The organism is Pseudobutyrivibrio xylanivorans (assembly GCF_008935055.1).
GTDB lineage: Bacteria > Bacillota > Clostridia > Lachnospirales > Lachnospiraceae > Pseudobutyrivibrio > Pseudobutyrivibrio xylanivorans_A.
The window spans coordinates 908,347-932,292 of sequence record NZ_CP043028.1 but is presented as its reverse complement, the minus strand read 5'-3'; the positions used below and the strand labels follow the sequence as shown (position 1 = coordinate 932,292).

Genomic DNA, 23,946 nt, shown 5'->3' with positions numbered 1-23,946 from the left:
ATGGATAATAGTGGAAAAGATTTGATGGGTAATGCTGAATTTTCAGCTCAGGATATTCTATATATGCTCAGAGATTTGCCTGATGCATGCTGTGTTTTTAAAGTGGTGACTGATCCTTTTGGAACGGTTAAGGATATGTTGTTCCTGTTTGTTAACGAGAAATATGCCTCGCTTGTTGGAAAACCGACAAGCGAGCTTATTGGTTCAACTTATTATACAACCGTAAGCAATCGCGATGAGGATTGGATTAAACTCAGCTATCAGGCAGCTATCATGCGCCAATCGGTAATTAACAGCACCTACAACACACAATTTAACAGATGGTTTGAATTTTGGGCAGTCCCAGTTTATCAAAAGGGATTTTGTGCCTTTATTATTCATGATGTAACCGCAGAAAAACGTAAGGAAGAAAAGCGTGTAATTACAACGAATTCTACTAACGTTATTTTAGATTGCGCAAAAGAGCTTTCAAGAAATGAATTCAAAAAAGGTGTGAAGCATGCGTTAAATGAACTTGGCAAGGTTTTACATGCTGATAGAGTTGGAATCATTGAAAGCAAGCATGGTAAGCTGGGAGAAATACATTTCTGGTCAGACAGGGTAAGTGGAATAGGACTGCCAACAAAAAAGGTTTTTGAGGAGTGTGATTTCTTTACACTCTGGAATCATCAATTGAAAGATAAGGATGTTTATTTTGCTGAGGATATAACGGAGATAAGTGGTGAGGATGTTGCGGCCTATCGCTCAATTCTGGAAGGTTCAATTTCACGATATATTGTTTCTGCACTTAGGGATAAGAGCCATATAATTGGGTATCTTGTGGTGGACAATTATTCTCTTGATTTAGATGTCAATGTCAAAGAGGTGGTAGAATCAATTAGCATTTTCCTGTCTGAGGAAGTGAAAAACTATAGACTGGCTCAGGAAATGGCGCACATTAGTGCCCATGATGAGTTGACAGGACTGGGAAATAGGAATGCATATGCAGCTGCAGACCACATGCTTGAGGAATTAAATGTGTCTATTGGTGTATGTTTTATAGATATAAATGGTTTAAAGATGTACAATGAGGAGCATGGACATGATGGTGGTGATAATGTTATAAAAGAAGTTGCAACCATTATGGGTTCGGCCTTCAAGAAAAAATATTGCTACAGGATAGGCGGAGATGAATTCGTTGCTTTGATTCCTCAGATTAGTGAGGAGCACTTTTATGAGCAGGTAGATAAGCTGAAAAAGAAAGCAAAAAATGTTTCCATTGCTGTTGGTGCGGTATGGGCGGATACTGCAGAAGATGTTAAGGGGCTAGTCAATCAGGCAGATAGATTGATGCACGTTGACAAGACCGACTATTTCAAGGAGCATGACAGAAGGCATAAATAGAAGACAGTAGAATTTGGTTTAGGCTAGAAAGGGAGAGAATGTCATGATTAACAAGTCGTATAAGAAGATGCTTGAGGGGAAGTCTATCATCAGAGAGCTCAGTGAGTATGCAACAGCCCGTGGCAAGGAGATTGGTTACGAGAATGTATTTGATTACAGTCTTGGTAACCCAAGCGTTCCATGTCCAACAGGCTATACTGATGCTGTTGTTAAGATGTATCAGGATGAAGATCCAATGGCAATTCATGGATATAGCCCATCTCTTGGTATAGAGGATGTCAGAAGTGCTGTGGCTAAATCCATCTCTAGGCGTTTCGGAATTTCTTATGAGGCAAAGCATATTTTCATGGCAATCGGTGCAGCAGGAGCATTGGCACATGCTTTTAGGCTGGTTACTGAACCGGGAGATGAGATAATTGTTTTTGCACCTTTCTTCCCAGAATATAACGAGTATATAGGCAGGACTGGGGCAATAATGAAGGTTGTCCCTCCTAGTACTGCGGATTTCCAGATAAACTTTGATGCTTTTGTGGATATCCTAAATGAGAAGACAATGGCTGTGTTGATAAACACTCCAAACAATCCTACTGGAATAGTATACAGTGAGGAGACAATCAAGCGACTTGCTGGTATTTTGGAGGAAAAGCAGCAGGAATACGGTCATGATATTTTCCTTATCAGTGATGAGCCATATCGTGAAATTGTCTTTGATGGAAAAGAATGTCCATATCCTGCAAAATATTATGACAACACGTTGACCTGTTATTCGTTTTCAAAGAGTCTTTCACTTCCTGGAGAGCGTATAGGCTATGTAGCTGTAAATCCAAAGGCTACAGATGCGGATATACTGGCAGTTATTATGGGTCAGATTAGCCGTGGAATAGGCCACAACTGTCCAGCATCTACATCTCAGCTGGCAGTGAGCAAGGTTCTTGACGAGACAAGTGACCTTAGCGTATACGAGCGTAATATGAATATCATTTATGACTCTTTAGTGGATATGGGATTTGAGGTGGTTCGTCCAGGCGGAACCTTTTATATTTTTCCAAAGGCTCTTGAGGAAGATGCAAATGCCTTTTGCATGAAGGCTAAGAAATATGATTTAATACTAGTGCCTGCTGATAATTTTGGATGTCCAGGATATTTCAGAATGGCATATTGCATAGATACAGAAAAGGTAGAAAGATCGATAGAGGTATTCAGGCGATTTGTGAGGGAAGAATACCAGAAATAAAGGCGGTTTAGAACAGGGAGATTATGGCAAAGCAGAAAAAACAGATTGAATACAGATACTATGAGATTCCTGACGGGCATTATGTAATGGCTCTTTTGGGAAATACTTGGGTTCGCAGTTACGGTGCAGAGAAGGAGAACCTTTTGCATTTCCACAATTACATGGAAATAGGATACTGTTATTGGGGAAATGGTATGCTTACAATTGAGGAGTCAAATGTAGCCTATAAGGGTGGAATTATCACGATTATTCCTGAGAATATTCCCCATGAAACAAAAAGCTTTAATCACGGAATCTGTAAGTGGGAATACCTGTACATTGATTTAGACAGCTACATTCGAAATGAAATGCAGTTTAAGCGAATGCTTCCAGAGGAAGTTATTAAGAGAATCAATAATCAGGGCTATATTGTCCAGTGGAATCAGAATAAGGCTCTGACGAATATTGTCAGGAACATCATTGAAGAGTACAGAGAGAAAAAACCATATTACAAGGATGCGGTAAGAGGTTATCTTAGGGCATTTGTTGCAGAGCTTCTTCGCATAAATGAGGATATGAGCTCAAGCCTTACCCTTGAGGAAAAGCGTTTAAGCAGCTACATCGAGAAGAGTGTAAGCTATATTTCAGAGCATTACGCTGAAGATTTAAAAATGTCGGATGTGGCCCATGAATGCGGTTTGTCTGAGAGTCATTTCAGACGTATTTTTGAAGAGAGCATGAGCATGAAGCCTCTTGATTATCTGAATATGGTGAGAATAGATAAGGCCTGTGAGATAATCCAGAATAAGGATTACGCAATGGAAGAGGTTGGTTTTAGGGTTGGTTATCAGACGCCGTCCACATTCAACAGGAATTTCAAAAAATTGACGGGAAAGACCCCGTACCAGTGGAAGAAAGAGGAAAATACCCTTGGAATAACCAAGAAAAATTATAAAATTAGTGCAAAGAAGGGATGGTAGAAACCATCCTTTTTTTAGTGGATTTTAGTGGTTTTTCTTCATATTTTCGCCACATTTTAGTTGAAAAACACTTATACACAGATGAGTAAATAGTCGAATTTGCAATTTTTTAGCGCATTTCTATTGGACACAAAAAAGGCTTAGACTAGTATTATGACCATATGAGGGGCGTTAAAACAGTTGATAATTGTGCAAGGTGCACAATTAGACGCCAGAATTTTTTACAAATAAGGAGAAGGAAGAGAAATGAAGAAAAAGTTACTTTCACTCATGCTTGTTGGAGCAATGGCAACATCAATGGTTGCTTGCGGAAGCTCAGAAACAGCTAGCACAGACACAACAACAGATGCAGCAGCTACAACAGAGGAAGGCGCTGCAGCAGCAGATGTTCAGTCAGCAGACGAGAACACACTTACAGTTTACGCTTGGGACGAGAACTTCAACATCCCAGCACTTCAGGCAGCTGAGAAAGATTATCAGGATGTAAACCCTGATTTCAAGCTTGAAATCATCACACAGTCACAGTCTTCAGATGTTGAAAATGCAATTACACTTGCAGCAGAAGCTGGTGACTACAGCACATTACCAGATATCGTACTTTTCCAGGATCACTATTTCCAGCAGTACGTTACAAACTACCCAGATGCATGGCAGGATGCTAACGATGCAAACTGTGATTGGGCAGGACTTGGAGCAGAGAAGCTTTCATACTCTACAGTTGATGGCAAGCACTATGGCTTCCCTGTAGATGCAGGTACAGCAATCTTTGCATATAGGACAGATCTTCTTGAGCAGTGTGGTTACACAATTGATGATGTAACAGGTATTACTTGGGATAAGTTCGATGAGATTGGTAAGAAGGTATACGCTGAGACAGGCAAGTACCTCCTTTGCATGGATGGTGATGGAAACGACTTATTCTACATGATGCTTCAGGAGGAAGGCGTTTCACAGTTCAAGGATGGAAAGCCATACATCACAGAGAATGAGACACTTGTTAGCGTATTCAACACACTCGTAACACTTGCGCAGGACAACGTTCTTTACCTTGCAAATGACTGGTCAGATTACACAGATCAGGCAATCCAGGGCGACATGGTTGCAGGTGTATTCAATGGTAACTGGATCATCCCAACAATCAAGAAGGTTGATTCAAACAAGGGTAAGTGGGCTATCACAACAGCTCCTACACTTACAGGTAAGGAAGGCTATGCTTCAAATGGTGGTTCTTCACTTTACATCACAGCTAACTGCACAAAGGCAGACCTTGCTAAGGATTTCTTAGCTTACACATTTGGTGGTCGTTCAGCTGAGGACGGACAGTCTACAACATATGATGATGCTCTTCTTAACGGTGGTGTTATCGGAACATGTGCAGCAGCTGCAAACTCAGATGTTTACCAGCAGGGTGTTGAGTACTTCAACAATCAGGCTATCTATGCTGACATCGTAGAGTACACACAGCATGTACCAACAGTAGAGCAGTCAGATTATCACTATCAGGCAAGAACAGCTCTTGCAACAGCTCTTATCAATGTTCTTCAGAACGGATACACAGCTGACCAGGCTCTCGAAGAGGCTGAGACAAACCTTAAGTTCGAAATGGGACTTTAATCAAAACAAATAACTGATTATTAGATTTTCATTGGGAAGTGGTTAGCCCACTTCCCATTTTTAAAGAAAGGGGATGCCAAAGTGGAAAAGAAAAAACATGGAATGACACTTGCTAACAAGCAATTGGCAGCCGGCTGGTTGTTTCTTACTCCAGCAACAATTCTCATTTTCATAATGAGCTTTTATCCAATTATTCAGGCTTTTATTACATCATTTAAAACAGGTAAGGGTGTAAACATCCAGTTTGCAAACCCACTTACATACAATTACTCTCGAATGCTACAGGATGTAATTTTCAAGACATCTATGAAAAATACATTCCTTTATTTAATAGTAGAAGTTCCTATCATGTTAATTCTGGCTATTCTTTTAGCACAGCTTCTTAACAACAAGGATCTCAAGTTCAAAGGCTTATTTAGAACAGCAATCTTCTTACCATGTGCAACATCGCTTGTATCATATTCATTGATTTTCAAGTCAATGTTTGCTACACAGGGTCTTATCAACACAGTTCTTATGAACCTAGGATTAATTCATGAGAATATTAATTTCCTTGGTACAGCAAGCACAGCAAGAGCTGTAATTATCATCGCTCTTATTTGGAGATGGACAGGTTATAACATGGTATTCTATCTTGCAGGTCTTCAGAATATTGAATATTCAGTATATGAAGCAGCAAAGATCGACGGAGCAAACGGATGGAAGACCTTCTGGAACATTACCGTACCACTTCTTAAGCCAACAATCGTTATGACAGCAATCATGTCAATCAATGGTACATTACAGCTCTTTGATGAGTCAGTAAACTTAACAAGTGGTGGTCCTGCAAACCAGACTATCACAATGTCACATTACATTTACAATCAGGCATTTGGACAGGGCGTTGGTAACTTCGGATATACATCTGCAATGTCATTTGTAGTATTTATCATGGTTGCAATCCTTGCATTCATCAATTTGAAAGTAGGTGATACACGTGACTAAGAAAAAGAATAAATCAATGATTCAGCGTAGGCTTATCCCTACATATATATTTCTTACAATCTGCTCACTCATTTCGGTATTTCCACTTTACTGGATGTTCGCAGCAGCAACAAATGACACAGTTTCAGTTGCAAGAGGTTCAATAGCATTTGGAAATCAGCTTATGGTCAATTTCGAGCACCTTAAGGCAGCTGTACAGGGAACACTCTGGAGCAGTATGGGAAATTCATTCCTCTACTCAATTGTGCAGACAGTATTTACACTTTTTGTATGTTCAATAGCAGGTTATGGTTTTGAGCTTTATCATGACAAGGGCAAGGACAGACTTTTTGGAATCCTTCTTCTTGCAATGATGGTACCAGCAGTTGCAACTATGGTTCCATTGTATGGTTTGGTTTCAAAGGCAAAGCTCCTCAATACAGTTTGGGCTTTCATCCTTCCTGGTATTTCGACACCATTTATGATTATGATGTTCAGACAGAATTCTCGTAATTTCCCACCTGACATCATGGAGGCAGCACGTATTGATGGACTTCCTGAATGGAAAATCTTTTTCAAGATGTATGTTCCAATTCAGAAATCAATTTATGCTGCAGCAGCAGTTATTACATTCATGAACGCTTGGAATGCATATATGTGGCCAAAGGTAGTAATGAGTGACAATAGAGCACAGACAATGCCAATGTTTATCGCAAATATTTCTAGTGGTTACACAGTAGATTACGGTATGACAATGCTTGGCGTATTGTTCTGCTCACTTCCTACAATGATTGTATTCTTCGTATTACAGAAGCAGTTCGCAGAAGGTATTACAGGTTCAGTCAAGTAATAAGACTATATTGAGGGCAGGGAGACCTGCCCTCAAGTAAAATAAAGGGGAAATGATATGTCTGAATTTAACTATGCAATAGTAAAGGACCCAACGATTTTTCAACAGAATAGATTAGAAGCACATTCAGACCACGAATTTTATGACGGTGAAGGTTATACATACGGGGAGAAGTCTAGCTTCAAGCATTCATTGAATGGAATGTGGAAGTTTGAATTTGCAAAGAATTATGAAAGCTGCGATAAGACCTTTTATGAAGAGGATAGAGATTGCCGTAGCTGGAATGATATAAAGGTACCTGCCCATATTCAGATGGAGGGCTACGATAAAATAATGTATGTGAACACCCAGTATCCTTGGGATGGTCACGAGGACCTTGAGCCAGGGGATATTCCTACAGAGGAGAATCCAGTTGGTAATTATGTAAAATATTTTGAAGTACCAGAATTCATGAAGAAAGGCCCTGTTTACATTTCGTTCCAGGGTGTTGAAAGCGGATTTGCTCTTTGGCTTAATGGAAAGTATGTAGGTTATAGTGAGGATTCTTTTACACCATCAGAGTTTGATTTGACTCCATTCATCAAGGAAGGAGAAAACAAGCTGGCAGTACAAGTGTTTAAATGGACCTCAGGTAGCTGGTGTGAGGATCAGGATTTCTTTAGATTTTCAGGCATTTTTAGAGAAGTATATCTATATACCATTCCTGCAACACATATTAGAGATTTGCGAATCCAAACATTGTTGGATGATGACTACAAGGATGCTACTCTTGTAATTGATATGGACGTAGTTGGAAACGGACTTGTTCAGATGATTTTGTCTGATGATGATGCAGATATCCTTAACAAGGTAAACGTAACAGAAGGCAAAAATCACATGGAAATGCCAATCAAGGCACCAAAGCTTTGGAGTGCAGAGAATCCTTATCTTTTTGATTTACAGCTTAACGTTTTTGGTGAGACTGGGCGTTTGACTGAAGTCATAAAAGAAAAGGTTGGATTTAGACGCTTTGAGATGAAGGATGGCATGATGCACATTAATGGAAAACGAATTGTTTTCAAGGGTGTAAATCGTCACGAATTCTCATCATCCACAGGTCGTGTTTTATCTGAGGAAGAAATCCTTCAGGATATTATCACCATCAAAAAGAATAATATAAATGCAATACGTACAAGCCACTATCCAAATCAGACTGTATTTTACAGATTATGTGATATTTTCGGATTATATGTAATTGATGAGACAAACCTTGAGACCCACGGAACATGGCAGATTCCTATTCTTTTTAGTAAGCGTAAGGATAATAGTTATGCGGTTCCTGGAGATAGACCAGAATATACAGACAACGTGATTGACAGAGCTCACAGTATGTTTGAACGTGACAAGAATCACCCATGTATCCTGATTTGGTCACTTGGAAATGAAAGCTTTGGAGGTTCAAACCTTCGTAAGATGCAGGATAAGTTCCATGAGTGGGACAATGGCCGTTTGGTTCATTATGAGGGTGTATTTAACGATAGACGTGTTGATTTATCTGATATGGAATCTACCATGTATGCTAAGGTGGCAGATATCAAGGAATGGCTTAAAGTACATCGTGATAAGCCATATATAAATTGCGAGTACATGCATGCAATGGGAAATTCACTGGGGGCAATGTTTAAATACACAGAACTTGCCTATGAAGAGCCATTATTCCAAGGCGGATTTATTTGGGATTATATTGATCAGGCTATTACAACAAAAGACTGCTATGGCGTAGAATTCGAGGGCTACGGCGGTGATTTTGATGATAGACCAAACGATGGTAGCTTTTCAGGCGATGGTATCTGCTATAGCAAGGGCAGAGTACCAAGTCCTAAGATGCAGGAAGTAAAGTACGATTATCAGAATATCAAAATAACAATAGAAGAAGGAAAGGCTCATATCGAGAACAGAAATCTGTTTACAAATACTAATGAGTACACAGCAATTCTTACAGTTGAAAAGATAGGTGAGATAATAGCAGAGGAGGAGCTTACAATTGACTGTCCCCCTCTCGAGAGTATTGATTATGAGCTTGAACTTGAGCTTCCAAAGGATAACGAATATGTGGTAACAATTTCATTTGTACTTTCTGAGGATACACTTTGGGCTAGAAAGGGACATGAAGTCGCTTATGGACAGGCAACTGTTGGTCATTTCACTTATGAGAGAGGGCGCAAGCAGCCTCTTAAGGTGACAACTGGTTTCCACAATGTGGGAGTAAAGGGTGAGGATTTTGAAGTATTGTTTGTTTACCAGAAGGGCCTTAGCTCTTATAAATACCATAGCAAGGAGCTTTTAAAGAGATTTGTTCTTCCTAATTTCTGGAGACCAATGACTGAAAATGATATTGCTAATCAGCTGCCATTCAGAGCAGGACAGTGGAAGCTTGCCAGCAAGTATCTTTCAACATCAGTGATGGATGAAAACATTAACGAGAATCCAGAGATTGACGTTAAAGAGGATGTAGTAAAGGTTACATATACTTATCATCTTCCTACTAGACCAGCAGGAAAATGCAGAGTTGAGTACATGGTTCATGCAGATGGACTGATTGATTGCACGCTGAAATTACCAAAGTCAGATGAAATTGGTGAAATTCCAGAGCTTTCAATGGCATTTGCACTGGATAGAAGCCTTTCAAATCTTGAATGGTATGGCAAGGGTCCGGAGGAAACTTATAACGATAGAAATCATGCAAAGCTTGGAGTATACAGAAATAAGGTCGAGGATAATATGACAAAGAACCTTGTGCCACAGGAATGTGGAAATCATCAGGAGGTACGATACGCATCTCTTACAGATGATAAGGGCGATGGAGTGTTATTCTTCCCAGGAGAGCTTGGTTTTTCAGCACTTCCATATACAGCACATGAAATTGATGAGGCTATGCATCATACAGAGTTACCTAAATCCCATTTCACACATGTCAGAGTGGGCAAGCAAATGGGTGTTGCAGGAGACGATACCTGGGGCGCAAAAACACATCCAGAATTCATGCTCGATAATAGCCGCGAAATGCAAATATCCTTTAGTTTTAGGGGAATCTAAGATATAATAATTGTCGACTGTTATTGTAACAGTCGGCAATTGTTTATATGGAGGGACGAATTATGTTTGAATCAAATGATACTTTTGTAGAAGAGGCGGTAAAGGTAATTGAGACAGCTCAGGAGCGAAATAGAAAACTTGGGCTAATGGCAATGTGCCTAGTTTCTTTAGGCTCATTCACTGTTATGAATAATCATTTAAAGTACATTTTTCTTATCGCATTTATTGTATTAATGCTCATTGATTTATTTTTAATTGTTAACAATAAAAATGTAGAGTACGAGTACGATTACACAAATGGAAGCCTTTCAATTGCAAAGATAATTGATAATTCAAAAAGAAAAGAGCTTTTAACAGTCGAATCTGCACAATTAAAGATGGTTGCTGCAGTGGGAACAAATGAATCTTTAAAGTATGATCATGTTAAGCTTAAAACATATGACTGCAGTGCCCATGATGAAGAGATAAAAGATTACATCTTAGTAGCTCATAACGAGGAAAAAGGCTACGATTTTAAGGTTGTTTTCTCGCCTTCTGATAAATTATTGGACGCCATGTCTAGATACAATAAGAGAGATATTTATAGAGGTTAAAAATGAACGAAAAAGAACTAAAAGTTATATTCGAAGAGAAATTTGGTGAGGGTGGAGACATTCGCACATACTTTGCTCCAGGCCGTGTTAATCTTATCGGCGAGCATACTGATTACAACGGAGGCCATGTATTTCCATGCGCTCTCACAATTGGAACTTACGCAGTAGCAAGAAAGAGAGAAGATAGAGTAATCAAGCTATATTCAGCAAATCTTGAAAGTGTAGGAGTAATCGAGAGCAGTCTTGATGACCTCACAAATAAGGATGCATATCACTGGGCAAACTATCCACTTGGTGTGGTTTGGGCTCTGAAAGAGAAAGACTCTGAAATTAAATCAGGATTTGAAATGGCTGTTTGGGGCAATATTCCTAATGGCTCAGGCCTTTCCTCATCTGCCTCTTTAGAGGTACTTACAGGTACAGCACTCAATGATATTTTTGGTCTTGAGAAGACTATGACAGAGCTTGCCCTTATCGGACAGTACTCAGAGAACAATTTTAATGGATGTAATTGCGGTATAATGGACCAGTTTGCGGTTGCTATGGGACAAAAAGACCACGCCATTTTCCTTGACTGTGCAGATTTATCCTATAAATATGCATCAGTTAAGCTTCCAAATGCTAAGATTGTTATCACAAATTCAAAGGTTAAGCATTCACTAGTAGACAGTGCTTACAACGATAGAAGAAATGAGAGCTCACAGGCACTTAAAGATCTTCAGACTGTATGCGGTATCAATGAGCTTGGAGAGCTTACAAACGAGGAATTTGAAAAGTATGGAAGCGCTATTAAGGATGAGGTTTGCTATCGTCGTGCAAAGCATGCTGTAGCTGAGAATCAGCGTACCATCACAGCTGTAGAAGCCCTCAACAATAACGATATCAAGAAATTTGGTGAGCTTATGAATGCCAGCCATGTATCGCTTCGTGATGATTACGAAGTTTCTTGTGAGGAGGTTGATTTTCTTGTGGAGACTGAGTGGAGTGTACCAGGAGTTATTGGCGCTCGTATCACTGGCGGCGGATTTGGTGGCTGCACAGTTGCAATCGTAGAGAATGATGCTGTAGAAAACTTCAAGGAAGTTGTAGGTAAGGCATACAAAAAGAAGTTTGATTTAGACGCTGAATTCTACGTAGTAGATATTGGCGATGGCGCTCGTCGTCTTTCATAGTGATATATAATATAAAGGGAGCTGGTAGGTGACAAGCTTTTAGGTTTCTTAAGCGAAGCATTGTTAGCTGAGCATAGAAACACTAAAGCTTGTAGCCGTAACCAGCTCTTATTTTTTATTGTGATTTTATATAGTTATATAGCATCAATGAAATTTTTACAGTGATGGCATCACTGAATTTTCTTACATCATATCCTGTTAAGTCTGCGAACTTATCAAGTCTATATATAAGTGTATTTCTGTGAATAAACATCTTACGGCTTGTTTCAGCAAGTGATAAATCATTTTCAAAGAAAGAATCTAATAAATTCAGGGTTTCTTCATCAATTTGCGAGAGAATATCAGCCTTAATATGTCTTTCTATGTAGGTTTCTACTTCAGTTCTTGGCACATTAAATAGCAAACGGCCAAGGCCTAATGATTCATAATCATAGATTCGATAGTTATGCTGGAAAGTCTTTCCAATCTGCATTGCAAGAACAGCTGATTTATACGCCTGAGGCATTTCTTTAAAGCTCTCAACAGGACTGCAATAGCTTAGTTTAAATGAAGTAAAGGCTTCTGCTTCCAACATATCAAGGAACTGATTGGCATTTTGCTTCACGCTTTCCTCATTAGGAGTAATCTGATAATTAAGGATAACAATCAAGTGCTTAGCATCTAATTCAATAACAACATCGTGGGATTCCGGAAGCATACTCTTAAGAAGCGAAACAGATTCTTTAGTGTAGCTTTGATGACTTTCCATATAGAAAACTTGTCTTGGAATATTTTCCTCAATGTGAAATCTGCTAAGGGATGAAACAGCATCAGAATATGCCAGCTCACCAGTAAGATAGAGCCTGTATAAGCCTGTTTTAGAATCAATTACATTAAAATGGACAACCAGTTCTTTTAGTTTATTGATGGTTTCTTCTTCGGAAAGTGAAGAGTCCGTTATATCAAAATTAATTCCAGTTGCTTTATTTAATTGTTCTAGTAGTTTTTCTTTTTTACTATTAAAATCCATAAAAAAAGAGGTACCTTTCAAAAAGATACCTCCATCTTAAATCAATAATTACAGGTTTGCAATTAGTTTGCAATTGTAAGCTCTGTATCCTTATCGAAGAAATGAGCCTTCTCCATATCAAGAGCAAACTTAACTGTGTCGCCACCTCTAGCTGTTGTACGTGGGTCAACTCTTGCTGTAACCTGTGTACCAGCATAATCAAAGTATAAGTAAACCTCTGCACCAAGAAGCTCGTATACAGAAATCTTAGCCTCGATAACTGAAGAAGCCTGTGTATCAACGAAAATCTGTGAATCGTGAATATCCTCTGGACGGATACCAAGGATAACTGTCTTTCCACCGTAGTTCTTCTCTGAAAGAGTCTTTGCCTTTGCAGGTGGAACCTGAAGGCTTGCACCGTTAACCTGGATAGCTGTGCAATCAGCATTAAGTGTTCCCTCAAGGAAGTTCATCTGTGGTGATCCAATGAATCCAGCAACGAAGAGGTTGCAAGGCTTCTGGTAAAGGTTAGCTGGTGTATCGATCTGCTGAACAACACCGTCCTTCATAACAACGATTCTTGTACCAAGTGTCATAGCCTCTGTCTGATCGTGTGTAACGTAAATCATTGTAGCTCCAAGTGAATCATGAAGCTTAGAAATCTCTGTTCTCATCTGAACACGAAGCTTTGCATCAAGGTTTGAAAGAGGCTCATCCATAAGGAATACCTTAGGATTACGAACGATTGCACGACCCATAGCAACACGCTGTCTCTGACCACCTGAAAGAGCCTTTGGCTTTCTGTCAAGAAGCTTCTCAAGGTCAAGGATTCTAGCTGCCTCACGAACCTTCTTATCGATTTCGTCCTTTGGTACCTTGCGGAGCTTAAGTCCGAATGCCATGTTATCGTAAACTGTCATATGTGGATAAAGAGCGTAGTTCTGGAATACCATTGCGATATCTCTGTCCTTTGGCTCTACGTCGTTCATAAGCTTTCCATCGATGAGAAGCTCACCAGAAGAAATCTCCTCAAGACCAGCGATCATACGAAGTGTTGTAGACTTACCACAACCTGAAGGACCTACGAAGATGATGAACTCCTTGTCCTTAATGTCAAGATTGAAATCCTTTACAGCGTGGAAACCGTTTGGGTATTTCTTGTTAATGTCTTTTAATACAATGTCTGCCATAATAAAATATCCTCTCTTTTATTTTGTAAAAATTCGGGTCACCCCTTAACTAATAACGATTATAGAAAATGAAGAAATTGTGAACAATGTTAGAATAACCAAAAAATACAAAAAGCTTTCGTTATTTTACCAACCCATTGGCAGAAGTGCACAATTTGGATCAAAGATAATTGAACAAATAGCCTATACTTCAAGAATAAATAGCATATATCAAGAGGTGTTGTGATATAATATTGTCCAAAGGATGATTTTTTGAAATCGGGAGAATTTTCATATGGAAGCATTAAAATATAGGAATCGGTTGAAGAGATATCTAAGATTCCCTCTATACATGCTAATTATATTTTTAATAGGATGTATCGTCGTTGGCTTTGTAAACACCCGAATTGCCGGAGTGATGACTATTTTTGTGCTTATTTACGGGATAGTCGCTTATATCTATTACAGAGCAAATCTCAAAGCATTTAAAAACACAATAATTGAATATGCAGTACATTATGGCACTGTGCAGAAGGAATTGATTAAGAATTTCAGACTTCCTTATGTACTTTTGGATTCCACAGGACGAATCATGTGGATGAACGAGGAGTTTAGAAAGCTTGTTGAGAAAAATAAGACTTACAACAAATCAATTACTACAATTTTCCCAGAAATTACTCGAGAGGGTATCGACCATGCCAAGGATGACAGCTTTGATATTCACATTGAGTATAATGAAAGAAAATATCTTGCAAGCCTTCAACGTCTTGATATGACAGAACCACTTTCAGGTAGCAGAATGATTGCTAGCCTTGATGGAAGTGCAGATGGACTTGTTGCAATTATTCTCTTTGACGAGACTGATGTTCAGGAAACAAAGGCAAAGATTAATGACCAGGCTATGGTCATGGCATTACTTTATATTGATAATTATGATGAAGTGTTTGAGCAGGTTGAAAATGCAAAGCGCTCAATGCTATTGGCACTTTTAGATCGAAAGATTAACAAGTATTTTGGAGAAGGTGATGCAATAGTTCGCCGTCTCGAGAAGGATAAGTATTTAATAGCTTTCCAAAGGAAATATCTGGATGCTTTTGAGAAAGATAAATTCTCTATTGTAGAGGATATTACTACTATAAAAATGGGCAACGACAGAGACATTACAGTCAGCATTGGTGTAGGTCTTGGAAGTGACAGTTACGCACAGAAAGCGCAGTATGCCCACATGGCTATCGATCTTGCTCTTGCACGTGGCGGTTGCCAGGTTGTTGTAAAAAATGGGCAGAACGTTTCTTATTACGGAACACATGGCAAGGAAGTTGAGAGAACCACTCGTGTAAAGGCCCGTGTAAAAGCACAGGCTCTTCGTGAGATTATGGAGTCCCGAGACAGAATAATCGTTATGGGACACAATCTTTCAGATGCAGATTGTATAGGTACATCAGTTGGTGTATTTTGTGCAGGACGTGAAATTGGAAAGCCAGTAAATATCGTTATCGACACAATTACAAGCTCCATGAGGCCAGTTGTTGAAAGTTTCACAGAAAAGGATGAATATCCTGATGATATGTTCATCACAAGTGAGCAGGCAATTAATCTTTGTAACGACAATACACTTATCATGGTTGTTGATACAAACCGACCAAGCTATGTTGAGTGTCCTGCACTCTTATATAAGAATAAAAACATTGTCGTAATTGATCATCATCGTCAGGTTGAGGAAATTATTGAAAACCCAATTCTTTCCTACATTGAGCCTTATGCATCATCAGCCTGTGAGATGATTGCAGAAGTTCTTCAGTATTTTGCTGAAAAGATTAATATTAATTCTACAGAAGCAGATGCTATATACGCTGGTATCCTTATTGATACCAACAACTTCATGACAAAGACTGGTGTCAGAACTTTTGAAGCTGCGGCATTTCTTAGAAGAAACGGTGCAGAGGTTACACGAGTTCGTAAGATGCTTCGTGAAAACATGGAGACCTATAAGGCTAGAGCTGAGGTGGTGAGAAATGCTAAGACTTATCGAGGAGCATTCGCAATTTCAGAGTGCGAGCCAGATGGACAGCTTGAATCACCAACAGTCATTGGAGCTCAGGCTGCAAATGAACTTCTCAATATTGTAGGAATAAAGGCGTCCTTTGTTCTTACAAAGTTTATGGACAAGATTTACATTAGCTCTCGTTCAATCGATGAAATCGATGTTCAGAGCATAATGATACGCCTTGGAGGCGGTGGACATGTTAATATCGCCGGTGCACAGATTCAAAACAGAACTCTTGAAGAAGTGCATAAGGATTTGGAAGAGACTATTGATAAAATGCTAGAAGAAGGAGAAATCAGACTATGAAGGTAATATTACTTCAGGATGTAAAATCACTTGGAAAGAAGGGAGAGGTTGTTGAAGTTAGCGAAGGCTACGCACGCAACATGCTCTTTAAGAAAAAGCTTGGTGTAGAGGCTACAAATGCAGCTCTCAATGATTTAAAGCTCCAAAATAAGCACGATGAAAAGGTTGCGCAGGAAAATTACGAGGCAGCCGTTGCATTTGGCAACGAAATCGAAGAGTGGAAGGTTGAGACTACAATTAAGACCGGCGAAGGTGGAAGAACTTTCGGTTCAGTTTCAACAAAGGAAATTGCTGAAGCTGCAAAGAAGCAGTACGGCAAGGAAATTGACAAGAAAAAGATTGTATTAGAAGATCCAATCAGAGCACTTGGTACCTATGAGGTAAAGGTTAAGCTTCACCCAAAGGTTACAGCTACACTTAGAGTTCACGTTAGTGAGGGAAAATAGGGGAATAATTACTTATGGATGACGTAATACGCAGACAGATGCCCAATTCCTTGGAGGCTGAGCAGTCGGTAATCGGTTCAATGATTGTTGATAGAGATACAATTATCGAATGCTCGGAAATCCTAATAAAGGATGATTTTTATCATCAACAGAATGGAATTATTTTTGAGGCCATAGTAGAGCTGTTCAATGCAAACGTAGCTGTAGATGAGGTTACACTTCAGAACAAGCTTAAGGAAAAGGGTGTTTCTCCAGAAGTGGCATCAATTGAGTATATTCAGCAGCTTATCCTCAATGTGCCAACAACAGTAAATGCTAAGAATTACGCCAATATCGTTAAAGATAAGGCAATACTTAGAAACATTATCAAGGTAAATCAAAATATTGAAAATATGTGCTTTGAGGGCGCTGAAGAAGTGGATTCTATTTTGAATCAGACTGAGAGAGATATTTTCTCATTGGTTCAGAACAGAGGAAATACAGACTATGTCCCAATCAAGCAGGTTGTAATGAATGCCATTGCAAAGATTGAGCAGGCTTCAAAGCAGAAGGGTGTTGTTACAGGAATACCAACTGGATTTATTGATTTGGACAGACAGACTGCCGGCTTGCAACCATCGGATCTTATATTGATTGCGGCTCGTCCTTCAATGGGTAAGACAGCATTTGTATTGAACCTGGCACAGCACATTACTATCCATGAGCATTTGTGTGCTGCAATATTCTCACTGGAAATGTCAAAGGAGCAGCTGGTTAACCGTATGTTTGCACTGGAATCCAGAGTAGACGCGCAGAAGCTCCGTACAGGTAACCTTCAGGAGGCAGATTGGGAAAACCTTATTGAAGGTGCTGGAAAGATTGGTAATTCAAAGCTTATTATCGATGATACACCAGGTATATCAATAGGCGAGCTTAGGAGTAAATGTCGAAAATTCAAGATGGAAATGGGATTATCCATTATCATCATTGACTACCTACAGCTTATGTCTGGAAATGGTAAGTCAGAGAGTAGACAGCAGGAGATTTCGGAGATTTCACGTTCGTTAAAGGGCTTGGCCCGTGAGCTTAATGTACCAGTTATTGCACTGTCACAGCTTTCTCGAGCTGTTGAGCAGAGACCTGATCATCGTCCTATGATGTCTGACTTGCGTGAGTCTGGAGCCATCGAGCAGGATGCAGACGTGGTAATGTTCATATACCGTGATGATTATTATAATCATGATTCGGAAATGAAGGGTGTATCAGAAATCATTGTTGCCAAGCAGCGTAATGGTCCTATTGGTACCATCGAGCTTACATGGCTTCCTGAATACACAAGATTTGCTAATAGAGATAGAAGTCAGTACTCGAATAGAGAAGAATAAGAAAAAATGGCCTGCATAGGCAGGCCATTTTTTATGCTTTTGAATCTAAGAATGTGTTAATCTCTTCAACGAGGTCATCAGCATCAATACCGTGTACCATAGCTGCCTCCTCGATTGTCTCCATCTGTGATGATGGGCATCCAAGGCAGTGCATACCGATATTAAGTAAAATAGGAGCTACATCAGCATCAATCTGAAGGAGCTCGCCAATCATTGTTGACTTTGAAACTCTTGCCATTTTTATATTCCTTCCTTTCACAAAATTCTTAAAAATAATAACACGGTTCGTAATAATAAGCAATGATATCTGATAATTAAGTTGTGTACACAATTTGAACTAAAGTTAGTATAAATCAACATGGATTAGAAGCCAAAAACCACAGTAAGTCCTGATTTTCTAGGTATTTTGAAAAAAACAATTCTGTTCTTGATTTGGACACAATTAAGGTGTATGATGATTTCATCACATGAAATTGATAAAATATTATCAATAAGAGTTTAAGGAGGATTTTAATTATGGCATATGTAATTTCTGATTCATGCGTATCTTGTGGAACATGCGAGCCAGAGTGTCCAGTAGGAGCAATCTCACAGGGCGATTCACAGTTCCAGATCGATGAGACAGCTTGTGTTGAGTGTGGTACATGCGCTGGCGTTTGCCCAACAGGTGCTATTTCACAGGGCTAATAGTTTCTCGAAGAAACTCGGTTAAAAAAATGACCTGCTTTCGCAGGTCATTTTTTATATAAGAGCAAGCTCTTGAATTGCGTTATTTTGAACCATTGTCTCGTAGTGCTCAGACATATACGCATCAGTACCAACTACATAATTCTGTTGATCACTGTACTCTGAGAGGATGTTGCAGACCTTATTGTAGGTTTCCACACTGTCCTTGGATTTGCTCACTACTAAGTAATATCTATCATCAAATGGACTCTTATAAAGAGAATTCTTTCCTGTATAGAATGGAGCCAGGATTCCTGAAAGCTTTATGACATCCTCGAGATTGTCGAAAACGAACATCTTAGTGATATCAACTGGCAAGCCTTTTGCAGCTGCCTTTTCAGGAGATGCCTTGATGGCTTCCTCTGCTTTTTGAAGTAAACTGTTGAATATGTTTAGAATGTCATCTGCTGCTGCCTCGTTAAATGGCTTTGATGGAGCATCAGTCACATTCATATCGTCATCATCATAATCGTCATCGTCCTCAGAGAATCGAGAAAAACGAGTGTCTAGCTCGTCTGGACTGTCGACTTTTGTAACTAAAAGTACGATGGATTCTGATGAAAGCGGTATAGCCTCTATCATAAGTGGAATATCTTCCGCTTCAAAACCATATTGGTACGAAGCTTGCTCCATAAGCTCTCTAAAAAGCTCTCTGGCCTTTGCTGAGCCATAGGCTAGCTCTGAAAGTTTGATGTGACGGCTAATTAAATCTTCTCTTGAAAGAGTGCATCTGATCTGGTTCTCGTTGATTTTTTCAATTTTCATAAAATCACCTCCCGAATCGAAAAAGATGCTGTAGCTTGTCTTGTTCGAATTATTATATATATATTATATCGGAAAGTAAAGGAAACTTACTATAAAAAATGATGATAAATGTATAAAATTTTTATTAAGAGAATATTACAGAAAAATTATAAATTTCAAAATAGGGGTTGCAATATAATTTTATCTGTGATATAAAATTATCCGCGAGATGCTTTTTCCGATATTTCAAAACGGAAGGAGCTGATGTAATTTGATACCAAAAGGTATTGATGACAGGTACGAAGTAATTCGGGTACTGCGCGAGTCAGCAGCTACGGCAGTCATACTTGTCAATTACAAAAAGATAGGAGCATTAAGGATTCTTAAGGCTATTCACAGAGCCCATCCTGATGCGAACAGCATCCTATCCGAAGCACATCTTTTACAAGGGATTAAATCATCCCAAATACCCACCATTTACGAAGTAGAAGATACAGAAGAAATGATTTATTTGGTTGAGGAATATGTAGAGGGAATTTCTCTACGGGAGTATTTGCTGAAAACCAAAATAACAAAAGAAAAGCTAATAGCGATTGCTATTGAGATATGTAAGGTTGTTGAAACGCTGCATACAGCAGGAAGTGAGCCTGTGCTTTACAGGGATATGAAGCCTGAACATTGTATTATGCAGCGGAACACAATAAAACTTATCGATTTTGGCATTTCCATAGCAAAGTCTGAGGCTGATAGGGCAAAGCCCGTTGGAACGAAAGACTGGGCAGCACCGGAGCAACAATCGGGACGTTGTTTGGATGAACGTTGTGATGTGTACGGCGTTGGAAAAGTTATTGGTTTTATGCAAATTAATAGTTATGCAAAAGATGATTTCAGGATTAAACGAATTGTAGAATGCGCAACTGAAGTTGATGTAGAAAGACGAATTCAGTCTATTACAGAACTGAGGCGGCTGCTTGAAAATCTACAGGGAGACAGAGTTTATGACGGAATCGGAAAAACGCATCTCGATAGAAAAATCGCGGTGATTGGCGGAACCCATGCAGTGGGTACAACCCGCATTGCCATATCCATGTGTAGATTTTTTAATAAGAGAAAAATCGACTGTTATTATAAGGATATAGAGAGAAACACAGTACTAAATCTATGGAGAAATCTTAAAAATACCAAATTGGATAGAGGTGTTTTATACCACGAAGGCTTTAGGGGAATTCCTGAATATGGAGAGAACGTAGAGCATTTTAGACCTCCTGATGGTTTGTATATTTATGACTGTGGAACGAATATAAATGTGCCAGTTGACACAGATTTGATTATATATGTGATGGGCGGAGCACCCTGGCAGATGGCTGAAGATTATCCAGAATGGATAAAAAATGAAAACGTGTATGTCGTAACGAATTTTTCTGACAGGTTAACAAGTGTACTGCTTGCAAAGGATATAGGGAAAAAAGTATATAAGTACCCAACAGTTAAAGGAAATGGTTTATCTAAGGATGAGGAGAAGTGTTTTTCGGCGATTTTTAAAAACAATAAAGATTTTATTATCACGTAATAATAGAGGGAGACAAAACAAAAAGACTTGTATAGTAGGTGTTTGTCCAAAGGCAGGTGTCACACATCTTTGTCTTTGCTTGGCAAGCTTTATAAGTTCAGTATTGAAGAAAAAAGTGATTTACATAGAACTGAGTGATGAAAGCAAGCTTCTAAGCGTAGTAGGATTGAATGGGACGAAGTTGAACGGGCACAAAGCATATAAATACGGGGGTGTTTACTATATTTTGACAAGCAATCTGGATGAGGTAAACCAGCTAATAGATGATAAGAAGGCTTGGATAATCATAGATATGAAACAACTCGATGAACAGACACAGACTATATTTGAAAGATGTGATAACAGGATCGTAATAGGGCCTTTGAGTCCCTGGTGTAAAAGTGAGTATTATGAATTCGTAGAATTAAAAATAAAAAATAATACACGAATAAATCAAGTGTTGTATTGTTCGAGGACAATACAAAATAGAAAAGAAAACGATAGTCATAGACGAATTCTAGGATGCAATATCTATACAATACCATGTATTGAAGACCCTTTTTTATTGAAAGAACAGGAATTTGAAACTTTATTAAAGATTTTACAGTAGCTGCGGAAAGGAGGCGCCATAGAGAAAAATGTATAAAGAACCGCTTGGAAGATGTAAGTATCATCAATATTTACGTGATAACTTTTGGGAAAAAGACGGTTATCCTTTTGATTGGAATTCAACACACGAAAAGACAAAAAATAAGAAAATGATTAAGTTTGTATATAAATGTTGAATATGAAAGTGGTTATAAATTTGAGCGGCGCTTGCCGCTCTTTTTTTAGATTTTTTTAAGATTTGAGACGACCCTAAAAGTAGAATTTAAGGGTGTCATTTGCTATACTTTACAAGGAAATCTAGATTTAAAGGGGGAAGCTATGGGCTACCGAAGGAGAAAAAAAAGACACTATATCCCTAGAGGATACATATATATCGCAGTAGGAATGTTGGCAGTGATGCTACTGATTGGAGGAGCATATTACATCAAAAAGTATGCACCCACAAAGGAGCACATGGAGCTTAGCGATTATTTCACAAATTCGCATGATAACGAAGCGGTTGTGATTTTAAATGGTGAATACAAGACTGTTTCAGAAGAGGAGTCTGCAGGATATGCGATAGTAAAGAATGATAATGTATATCTGGAAATTGGCTTCGTGAAGGAATACCTTGACGATGGTTATGTTTATGATCCGACAGAAATTACATTAAGATATGCAACTGATTCAGAGATTTACACAGCTACAGTTGGAAGCAGCGATTATACAATCGATAAGAGCAATAATAGTCTTGGACATGAGGTTATGCTGGCACAGGACGGAACTGTTTATATTGCCACAGACTATATGAAGCTTCTGACAGATTTTGACTGTATGTATTACTCTTCACCAGACAGAGTATTTGTAAATACAGTCGGTTATGAATGCAGTTTGGGGCAGATAAAGCATAAGTCTCAAATTAGAAAACTAAACGGTCCAAAGAGTCCTGTTCTTGAAGATACGACAAAAGGAGAAGTCCTTTATGTGCTTAGAGACACTGGAAAGTGGAGCTTTGTAATATCTGAAAAAGGTGTAATGGGTTACATCAAGAATAGTGCTTTTTCATTAAATGATGATGAAAATTATGTGGTAGCTGCCTCGTTACCAGAGCGCAATTACAAGCATATTTCTGCTGGGAAAGATATAGCTCTTTTGTGGCATCAGGTTACATCTCAGGCAGCTAATGGTGATATCGCAAATATCCTGTCAAATTGTGGAAAGGTGACAGTAATGTCACCAACATGGTTTTACCTTAATGATAATAAGGGCGGAATAGCATCAATTGCCAGCAGTAGTTATGTGAGCGTTTGTCATGCAAATAATGTTCAGGTTTGGGGCCTTATTAGTAATCTTGAAGACGATAGTGTTGATACAACTACTGTGCTTAATACAACATCCGCAAGAGATACGCTAGTAAACAATTTGATTGCACAGGCAATTACCTATGGTTTGGATGGAATTAATATTGACATAGAGCAGCTCTCAGGTGCAGCAGCGGACGGATATATCCAGTTTATTAAGGAACTTTCGATTAAGTGTGAAAAGAATGATATCGTTCTTTCTGTCGACAATTATGTTCCTACTGCATCTTCAGCAATCTATAGTAGAGCAGAGCAGGCTAAGTATGCGGATTATGTGGTAATAATGGGTTACGACGAGCACTACGGTGGTAGTGAGGAAGCTGGCTCAGTGGCATCTCTGGACTGGGTTAAGCAGGGTGTTGAGGATACAGTGAGTGAAGTTCCAGCAGAGCAGGTAATTCTTGGAATGCCATTTTACTGTAGAGTTTGGGAAGTAGCATCTGATGGCAGCGTAAGCAGTACAGCGTATGGTATGAATGCAATCCAAAGCTATTTAAAGACTAATGGTGTAACTACAAATTGGGATGAGACAGAGGGGCAGTATTACGGAGAATATACTAAGGGTGATACTACCTACAAGATTTGGGTTGAGGATGAAACTTCAATAGAGGAAAAGCTTAAGGTTATGAAAGAGGCCGGCTTGGCTGGTGGAGCCTTTTGGAAGAAAGGCTTTGATAGTACAGGAGTATGGAATATCATAGCTAAATATTTCTAAATTGGTGTAAAGTCACAGAAAAATCATAGTTTACCCGTAGCGACGGGTGTTTCACAGTGTTAAAAAGATTGTGTTCTAAGGGAAAAGTGATATAATTTTG

General features: G+C 39.0%; 20 protein-coding genes. 16 read left to right on the top strand and 4 right to left on the bottom strand.

Going from position 1 to position 23,946, the window contains the following annotated elements:
* The 9 genes from FXF36_RS04165 to FXF36_RS04125 all read left to right on the top strand — a co-directional run bounded on the left by FXF36_RS04165 (nt 1) and on the right by FXF36_RS04125 (nt 11,843).
* On the top strand, nt 1-1,383 hold the full coding sequence (locus FXF36_RS04165; RefSeq protein ID WP_151622616.1) for a sensor domain-containing diguanylate cyclase: 1,383 nt from the start codon (nt 1-3) through the stop codon (nt 1,381-1,383).
* 43 nt (nt 1,384-1,426) lie between these two features.
* On the top strand, nt 1,427-2,617 hold the full coding sequence (locus FXF36_RS04160) for a pyridoxal phosphate-dependent aminotransferase (RefSeq protein ID WP_151622615.1): 1,191 nt from the start codon (nt 1,427-1,429) through the stop codon (nt 2,615-2,617).
* Nucleotides 2,618-2,640: 23 nt separating this feature from the next.
* A complete protein-coding gene (locus FXF36_RS04155) occupies nt 2,641-3,576 on the top strand; it encodes an AraC family transcriptional regulator (RefSeq protein WP_151622614.1) in 936 nt (311 codons plus the stop codon).
* Nucleotides 3,577-3,822: 246 nt separating this feature from the next.
* Nucleotides 3,823-5,190 carry an ABC transporter substrate-binding protein gene (locus FXF36_RS04150; protein ID WP_151622613.1) on the top strand — a complete coding sequence of 456 codons (1,368 nt, stop codon included), beginning with the start codon at nt 3,823-3,825 and terminating at the stop codon, nt 5,188-5,190.
* 102 nt (nt 5,191-5,292) lie between these two features.
* The gene (locus tag FXF36_RS04145; protein ID WP_174819764.1) at nt 5,293-6,174 is read left to right on the top strand and encodes a carbohydrate ABC transporter permease; all 882 of its coding nucleotides are present in this window, start codon (nt 5,293-5,295) and stop codon (nt 6,172-6,174) included.
* Nucleotides 6,175-6,190: 16 nt separating this feature from the next.
* Nucleotides 6,191-7,003 (top strand): carbohydrate ABC transporter permease, encoded by an 813-nt coding sequence (locus FXF36_RS04140; RefSeq protein ID WP_151625667.1) that lies wholly within the window; start codon nt 6,191-6,193, stop codon nt 7,001-7,003.
* Nucleotides 7,004-7,060: 57 nt separating this feature from the next.
* Nucleotides 7,061-10,078 carry a beta-galactosidase, LacZ type gene (gene lacZ / locus FXF36_RS04135; RefSeq protein ID WP_151622611.1) on the top strand — a complete coding sequence of 1,006 codons (3,018 nt, stop codon included), beginning with the start codon at nt 7,061-7,063 and terminating at the stop codon, nt 10,076-10,078.
* A gap of 62 nt (nt 10,079-10,140) precedes the next feature.
* Nucleotides 10,141-10,671, top strand: a complete 531-nt coding sequence (locus tag FXF36_RS04130) for a DUF6106 family protein (protein ID WP_151622610.1) — start codon at nt 10,141-10,143, stop codon at nt 10,669-10,671.
* Between the two features lie 2 nt (nt 10,672-10,673).
* A complete protein-coding gene (locus FXF36_RS04125; protein ID WP_151622609.1) occupies nt 10,674-11,843 on the top strand; it encodes a galactokinase in 1,170 nt (389 codons plus the stop codon).
* A 115-nt stretch (nt 11,844-11,958) separates the two neighbouring features.
* Here the strand turns inward: FXF36_RS04125 and FXF36_RS04120 are convergent, their stop codons facing one another.
* Nucleotides 11,959-12,852 (bottom strand): PucR family transcriptional regulator, encoded by an 894-nt coding sequence (locus FXF36_RS04120; protein ID WP_151622608.1) that lies wholly within the window; start codon nt 12,850-12,852, stop codon nt 11,959-11,961.
* Between the two features lie 62 nt (nt 12,853-12,914).
* Nucleotides 12,915-14,021, bottom strand: a complete 1,107-nt coding sequence (locus FXF36_RS04115) for an ABC transporter ATP-binding protein (RefSeq protein ID WP_151622607.1) — start codon at nt 14,019-14,021, stop codon at nt 12,915-12,917.
* 274 nt (nt 14,022-14,295) lie between these two features.
* Between FXF36_RS04115 and FXF36_RS04110 the strand changes: the two genes are divergently transcribed.
* From FXF36_RS04110 to dnaB, 3 genes are read left to right on the top strand one after another with little or no spacing between them, the layout of a single operon-like run.
* Nucleotides 14,296-16,353, top strand: a complete 2,058-nt coding sequence (locus FXF36_RS04110) for a GGDEF domain-containing protein (RefSeq protein WP_151622606.1) — start codon at nt 14,296-14,298, stop codon at nt 16,351-16,353.
* Nucleotides 16,350-16,799 carry a 50S ribosomal protein L9 gene (rplI, locus tag FXF36_RS04105; protein ID WP_151622605.1) on the top strand — a complete coding sequence of 150 codons (450 nt, stop codon included), beginning with the start codon at nt 16,350-16,352 and terminating at the stop codon, nt 16,797-16,799. Before FXF36_RS04110 ends, rplI begins: the two co-directional genes overlap by 4 nt.
* A 14-nt stretch (nt 16,800-16,813) precedes the next feature.
* Nucleotides 16,814-18,163 (top strand): replicative DNA helicase, encoded by a 1,350-nt coding sequence (gene dnaB / locus FXF36_RS04100; protein WP_151622604.1) that lies wholly within the window; start codon nt 16,814-16,816, stop codon nt 18,161-18,163.
* A gap of 31 nt (nt 18,164-18,194) precedes the next feature.
* Here the strand turns inward: dnaB and FXF36_RS04095 are convergent, their stop codons facing one another.
* The gene (locus FXF36_RS04095) at nt 18,195-18,401 is read right to left on the bottom strand and encodes a DUF1858 domain-containing protein (protein WP_090299570.1); all 207 of its coding nucleotides are present in this window, start codon (nt 18,399-18,401) and stop codon (nt 18,195-18,197) included.
* A 278-nt stretch (nt 18,402-18,679) separates the two neighbouring features.
* Between FXF36_RS04095 and fdxA the strand changes: the two genes are divergently transcribed.
* Nucleotides 18,680-18,850 carry a 4Fe-4S ferredoxin gene (fdxA, locus tag FXF36_RS04090; protein WP_015550587.1) on the top strand — a complete coding sequence of 57 codons (171 nt, stop codon included), beginning with the start codon at nt 18,680-18,682 and terminating at the stop codon, nt 18,848-18,850.
* A gap of 54 nt (nt 18,851-18,904) precedes the next feature.
* Here fdxA and FXF36_RS04085 read toward each other — a convergent pair whose 3' ends face one another.
* Nucleotides 18,905-19,654: an adaptor protein MecA gene (locus tag FXF36_RS04085; RefSeq protein WP_151622603.1), complete on the bottom strand. Its 750-nt coding sequence runs from the start codon at nt 19,652-19,654 to the stop codon at nt 18,905-18,907.
* Nucleotides 19,655-19,904: 250 nt separating this feature from the next.
* On the opposite strand from FXF36_RS04085, the gene FXF36_RS04080 reads away from it, so the two are divergent.
* From FXF36_RS04080 to FXF36_RS04070, 3 genes are all read left to right on the top strand, one after another.
* Nucleotides 19,905-21,203 (top strand): serine/threonine protein kinase, encoded by a 1,299-nt coding sequence (locus FXF36_RS04080; protein WP_151622602.1) that lies wholly within the window; start codon nt 19,905-19,907, stop codon nt 21,201-21,203.
* A gap of 115 nt (nt 21,204-21,318) precedes the next feature.
* Complete coding sequence (locus FXF36_RS04075) at nt 21,319-21,792, top strand: hypothetical protein (protein WP_167511283.1); 474 nt, start codon at nt 21,319-21,321, stop codon at nt 21,790-21,792.
* 317 nt (nt 21,793-22,109) lie between these two features.
* Nucleotides 22,110-23,846 (top strand): glycosyl hydrolase family 18 protein, encoded by a 1,737-nt coding sequence (locus FXF36_RS04070; RefSeq protein ID WP_151622600.1) that lies wholly within the window; start codon nt 22,110-22,112, stop codon nt 23,844-23,846.
* Nucleotides 23,847-23,946: the final 100 nt, after the last annotated feature.

Bases quoted from the DNA above. Each gene is read 5' to 3' on its own strand.
- FXF36_RS04165 (WP_151622616.1), top strand. From the start codon at position 1: ATGGATAATAGTGGAAAAGATTTGATGGGTAATGCTGAATTTTCAGCT.
- FXF36_RS04160 (WP_151622615.1), top strand. From the start codon at position 1,427: ATGATTAACAAGTCGTATAAGAAGATGCTTGAGGGGAAGTCTATCATC.
- FXF36_RS04155 (WP_151622614.1), top strand. From the start codon at position 2,641: ATGGCAAAGCAGAAAAAACAGATTGAATACAGATACTATGAGATTCCT.
- FXF36_RS04150 (WP_151622613.1), top strand. From the start codon at position 3,823: ATGAAGAAAAAGTTACTTTCACTCATGCTTGTTGGAGCAATGGCAACA.
- FXF36_RS04145 (WP_174819764.1), top strand. From the start codon at position 5,293: ATGACACTTGCTAACAAGCAATTGGCAGCCGGCTGGTTGTTTCTTACT.
- FXF36_RS04140 (WP_151625667.1), top strand. From the start codon at position 6,191: ATGATTCAGCGTAGGCTTATCCCTACATATATATTTCTTACAATCTGC.
- lacZ (WP_151622611.1), top strand. From the start codon at position 7,061: ATGTCTGAATTTAACTATGCAATAGTAAAGGACCCAACGATTTTTCAA.
- FXF36_RS04130 (WP_151622610.1), top strand. From the start codon at position 10,141: ATGTTTGAATCAAATGATACTTTTGTAGAAGAGGCGGTAAAGGTAATT.
- FXF36_RS04125 (WP_151622609.1), top strand. From the start codon at position 10,674: ATGAACGAAAAAGAACTAAAAGTTATATTCGAAGAGAAATTTGGTGAG.
- FXF36_RS04120 (WP_151622608.1), bottom strand. From the start codon at position 12,852: ATGGATTTTAATAGTAAAAAAGAAAAACTACTAGAACAATTAAATAAA.
- FXF36_RS04115 (WP_151622607.1), bottom strand. From the start codon at position 14,021: ATGGCAGACATTGTATTAAAAGACATTAACAAGAAATACCCAAACGGT.
- FXF36_RS04110 (WP_151622606.1), top strand. From the start codon at position 14,296: ATGGAAGCATTAAAATATAGGAATCGGTTGAAGAGATATCTAAGATTC.
- rplI (WP_151622605.1), top strand. From the start codon at position 16,350: ATGAAGGTAATATTACTTCAGGATGTAAAATCACTTGGAAAGAAGGGA.
- dnaB (WP_151622604.1), top strand. From the start codon at position 16,814: ATGGATGACGTAATACGCAGACAGATGCCCAATTCCTTGGAGGCTGAG.
- FXF36_RS04095 (WP_090299570.1), bottom strand. From the start codon at position 18,401: ATGGCAAGAGTTTCAAAGTCAACAATGATTGGCGAGCTCCTTCAGATT.
- fdxA (WP_015550587.1), top strand. From the start codon at position 18,680: ATGGCATATGTAATTTCTGATTCATGCGTATCTTGTGGAACATGCGAG.
- FXF36_RS04085 (WP_151622603.1), bottom strand. From the start codon at position 19,654: ATGAAAATTGAAAAAATCAACGAGAACCAGATCAGATGCACTCTTTCA.
- FXF36_RS04070 (WP_151622600.1), top strand. From the start codon at position 22,110: ATGGGCTACCGAAGGAGAAAAAAAAGACACTATATCCCTAGAGGATAC.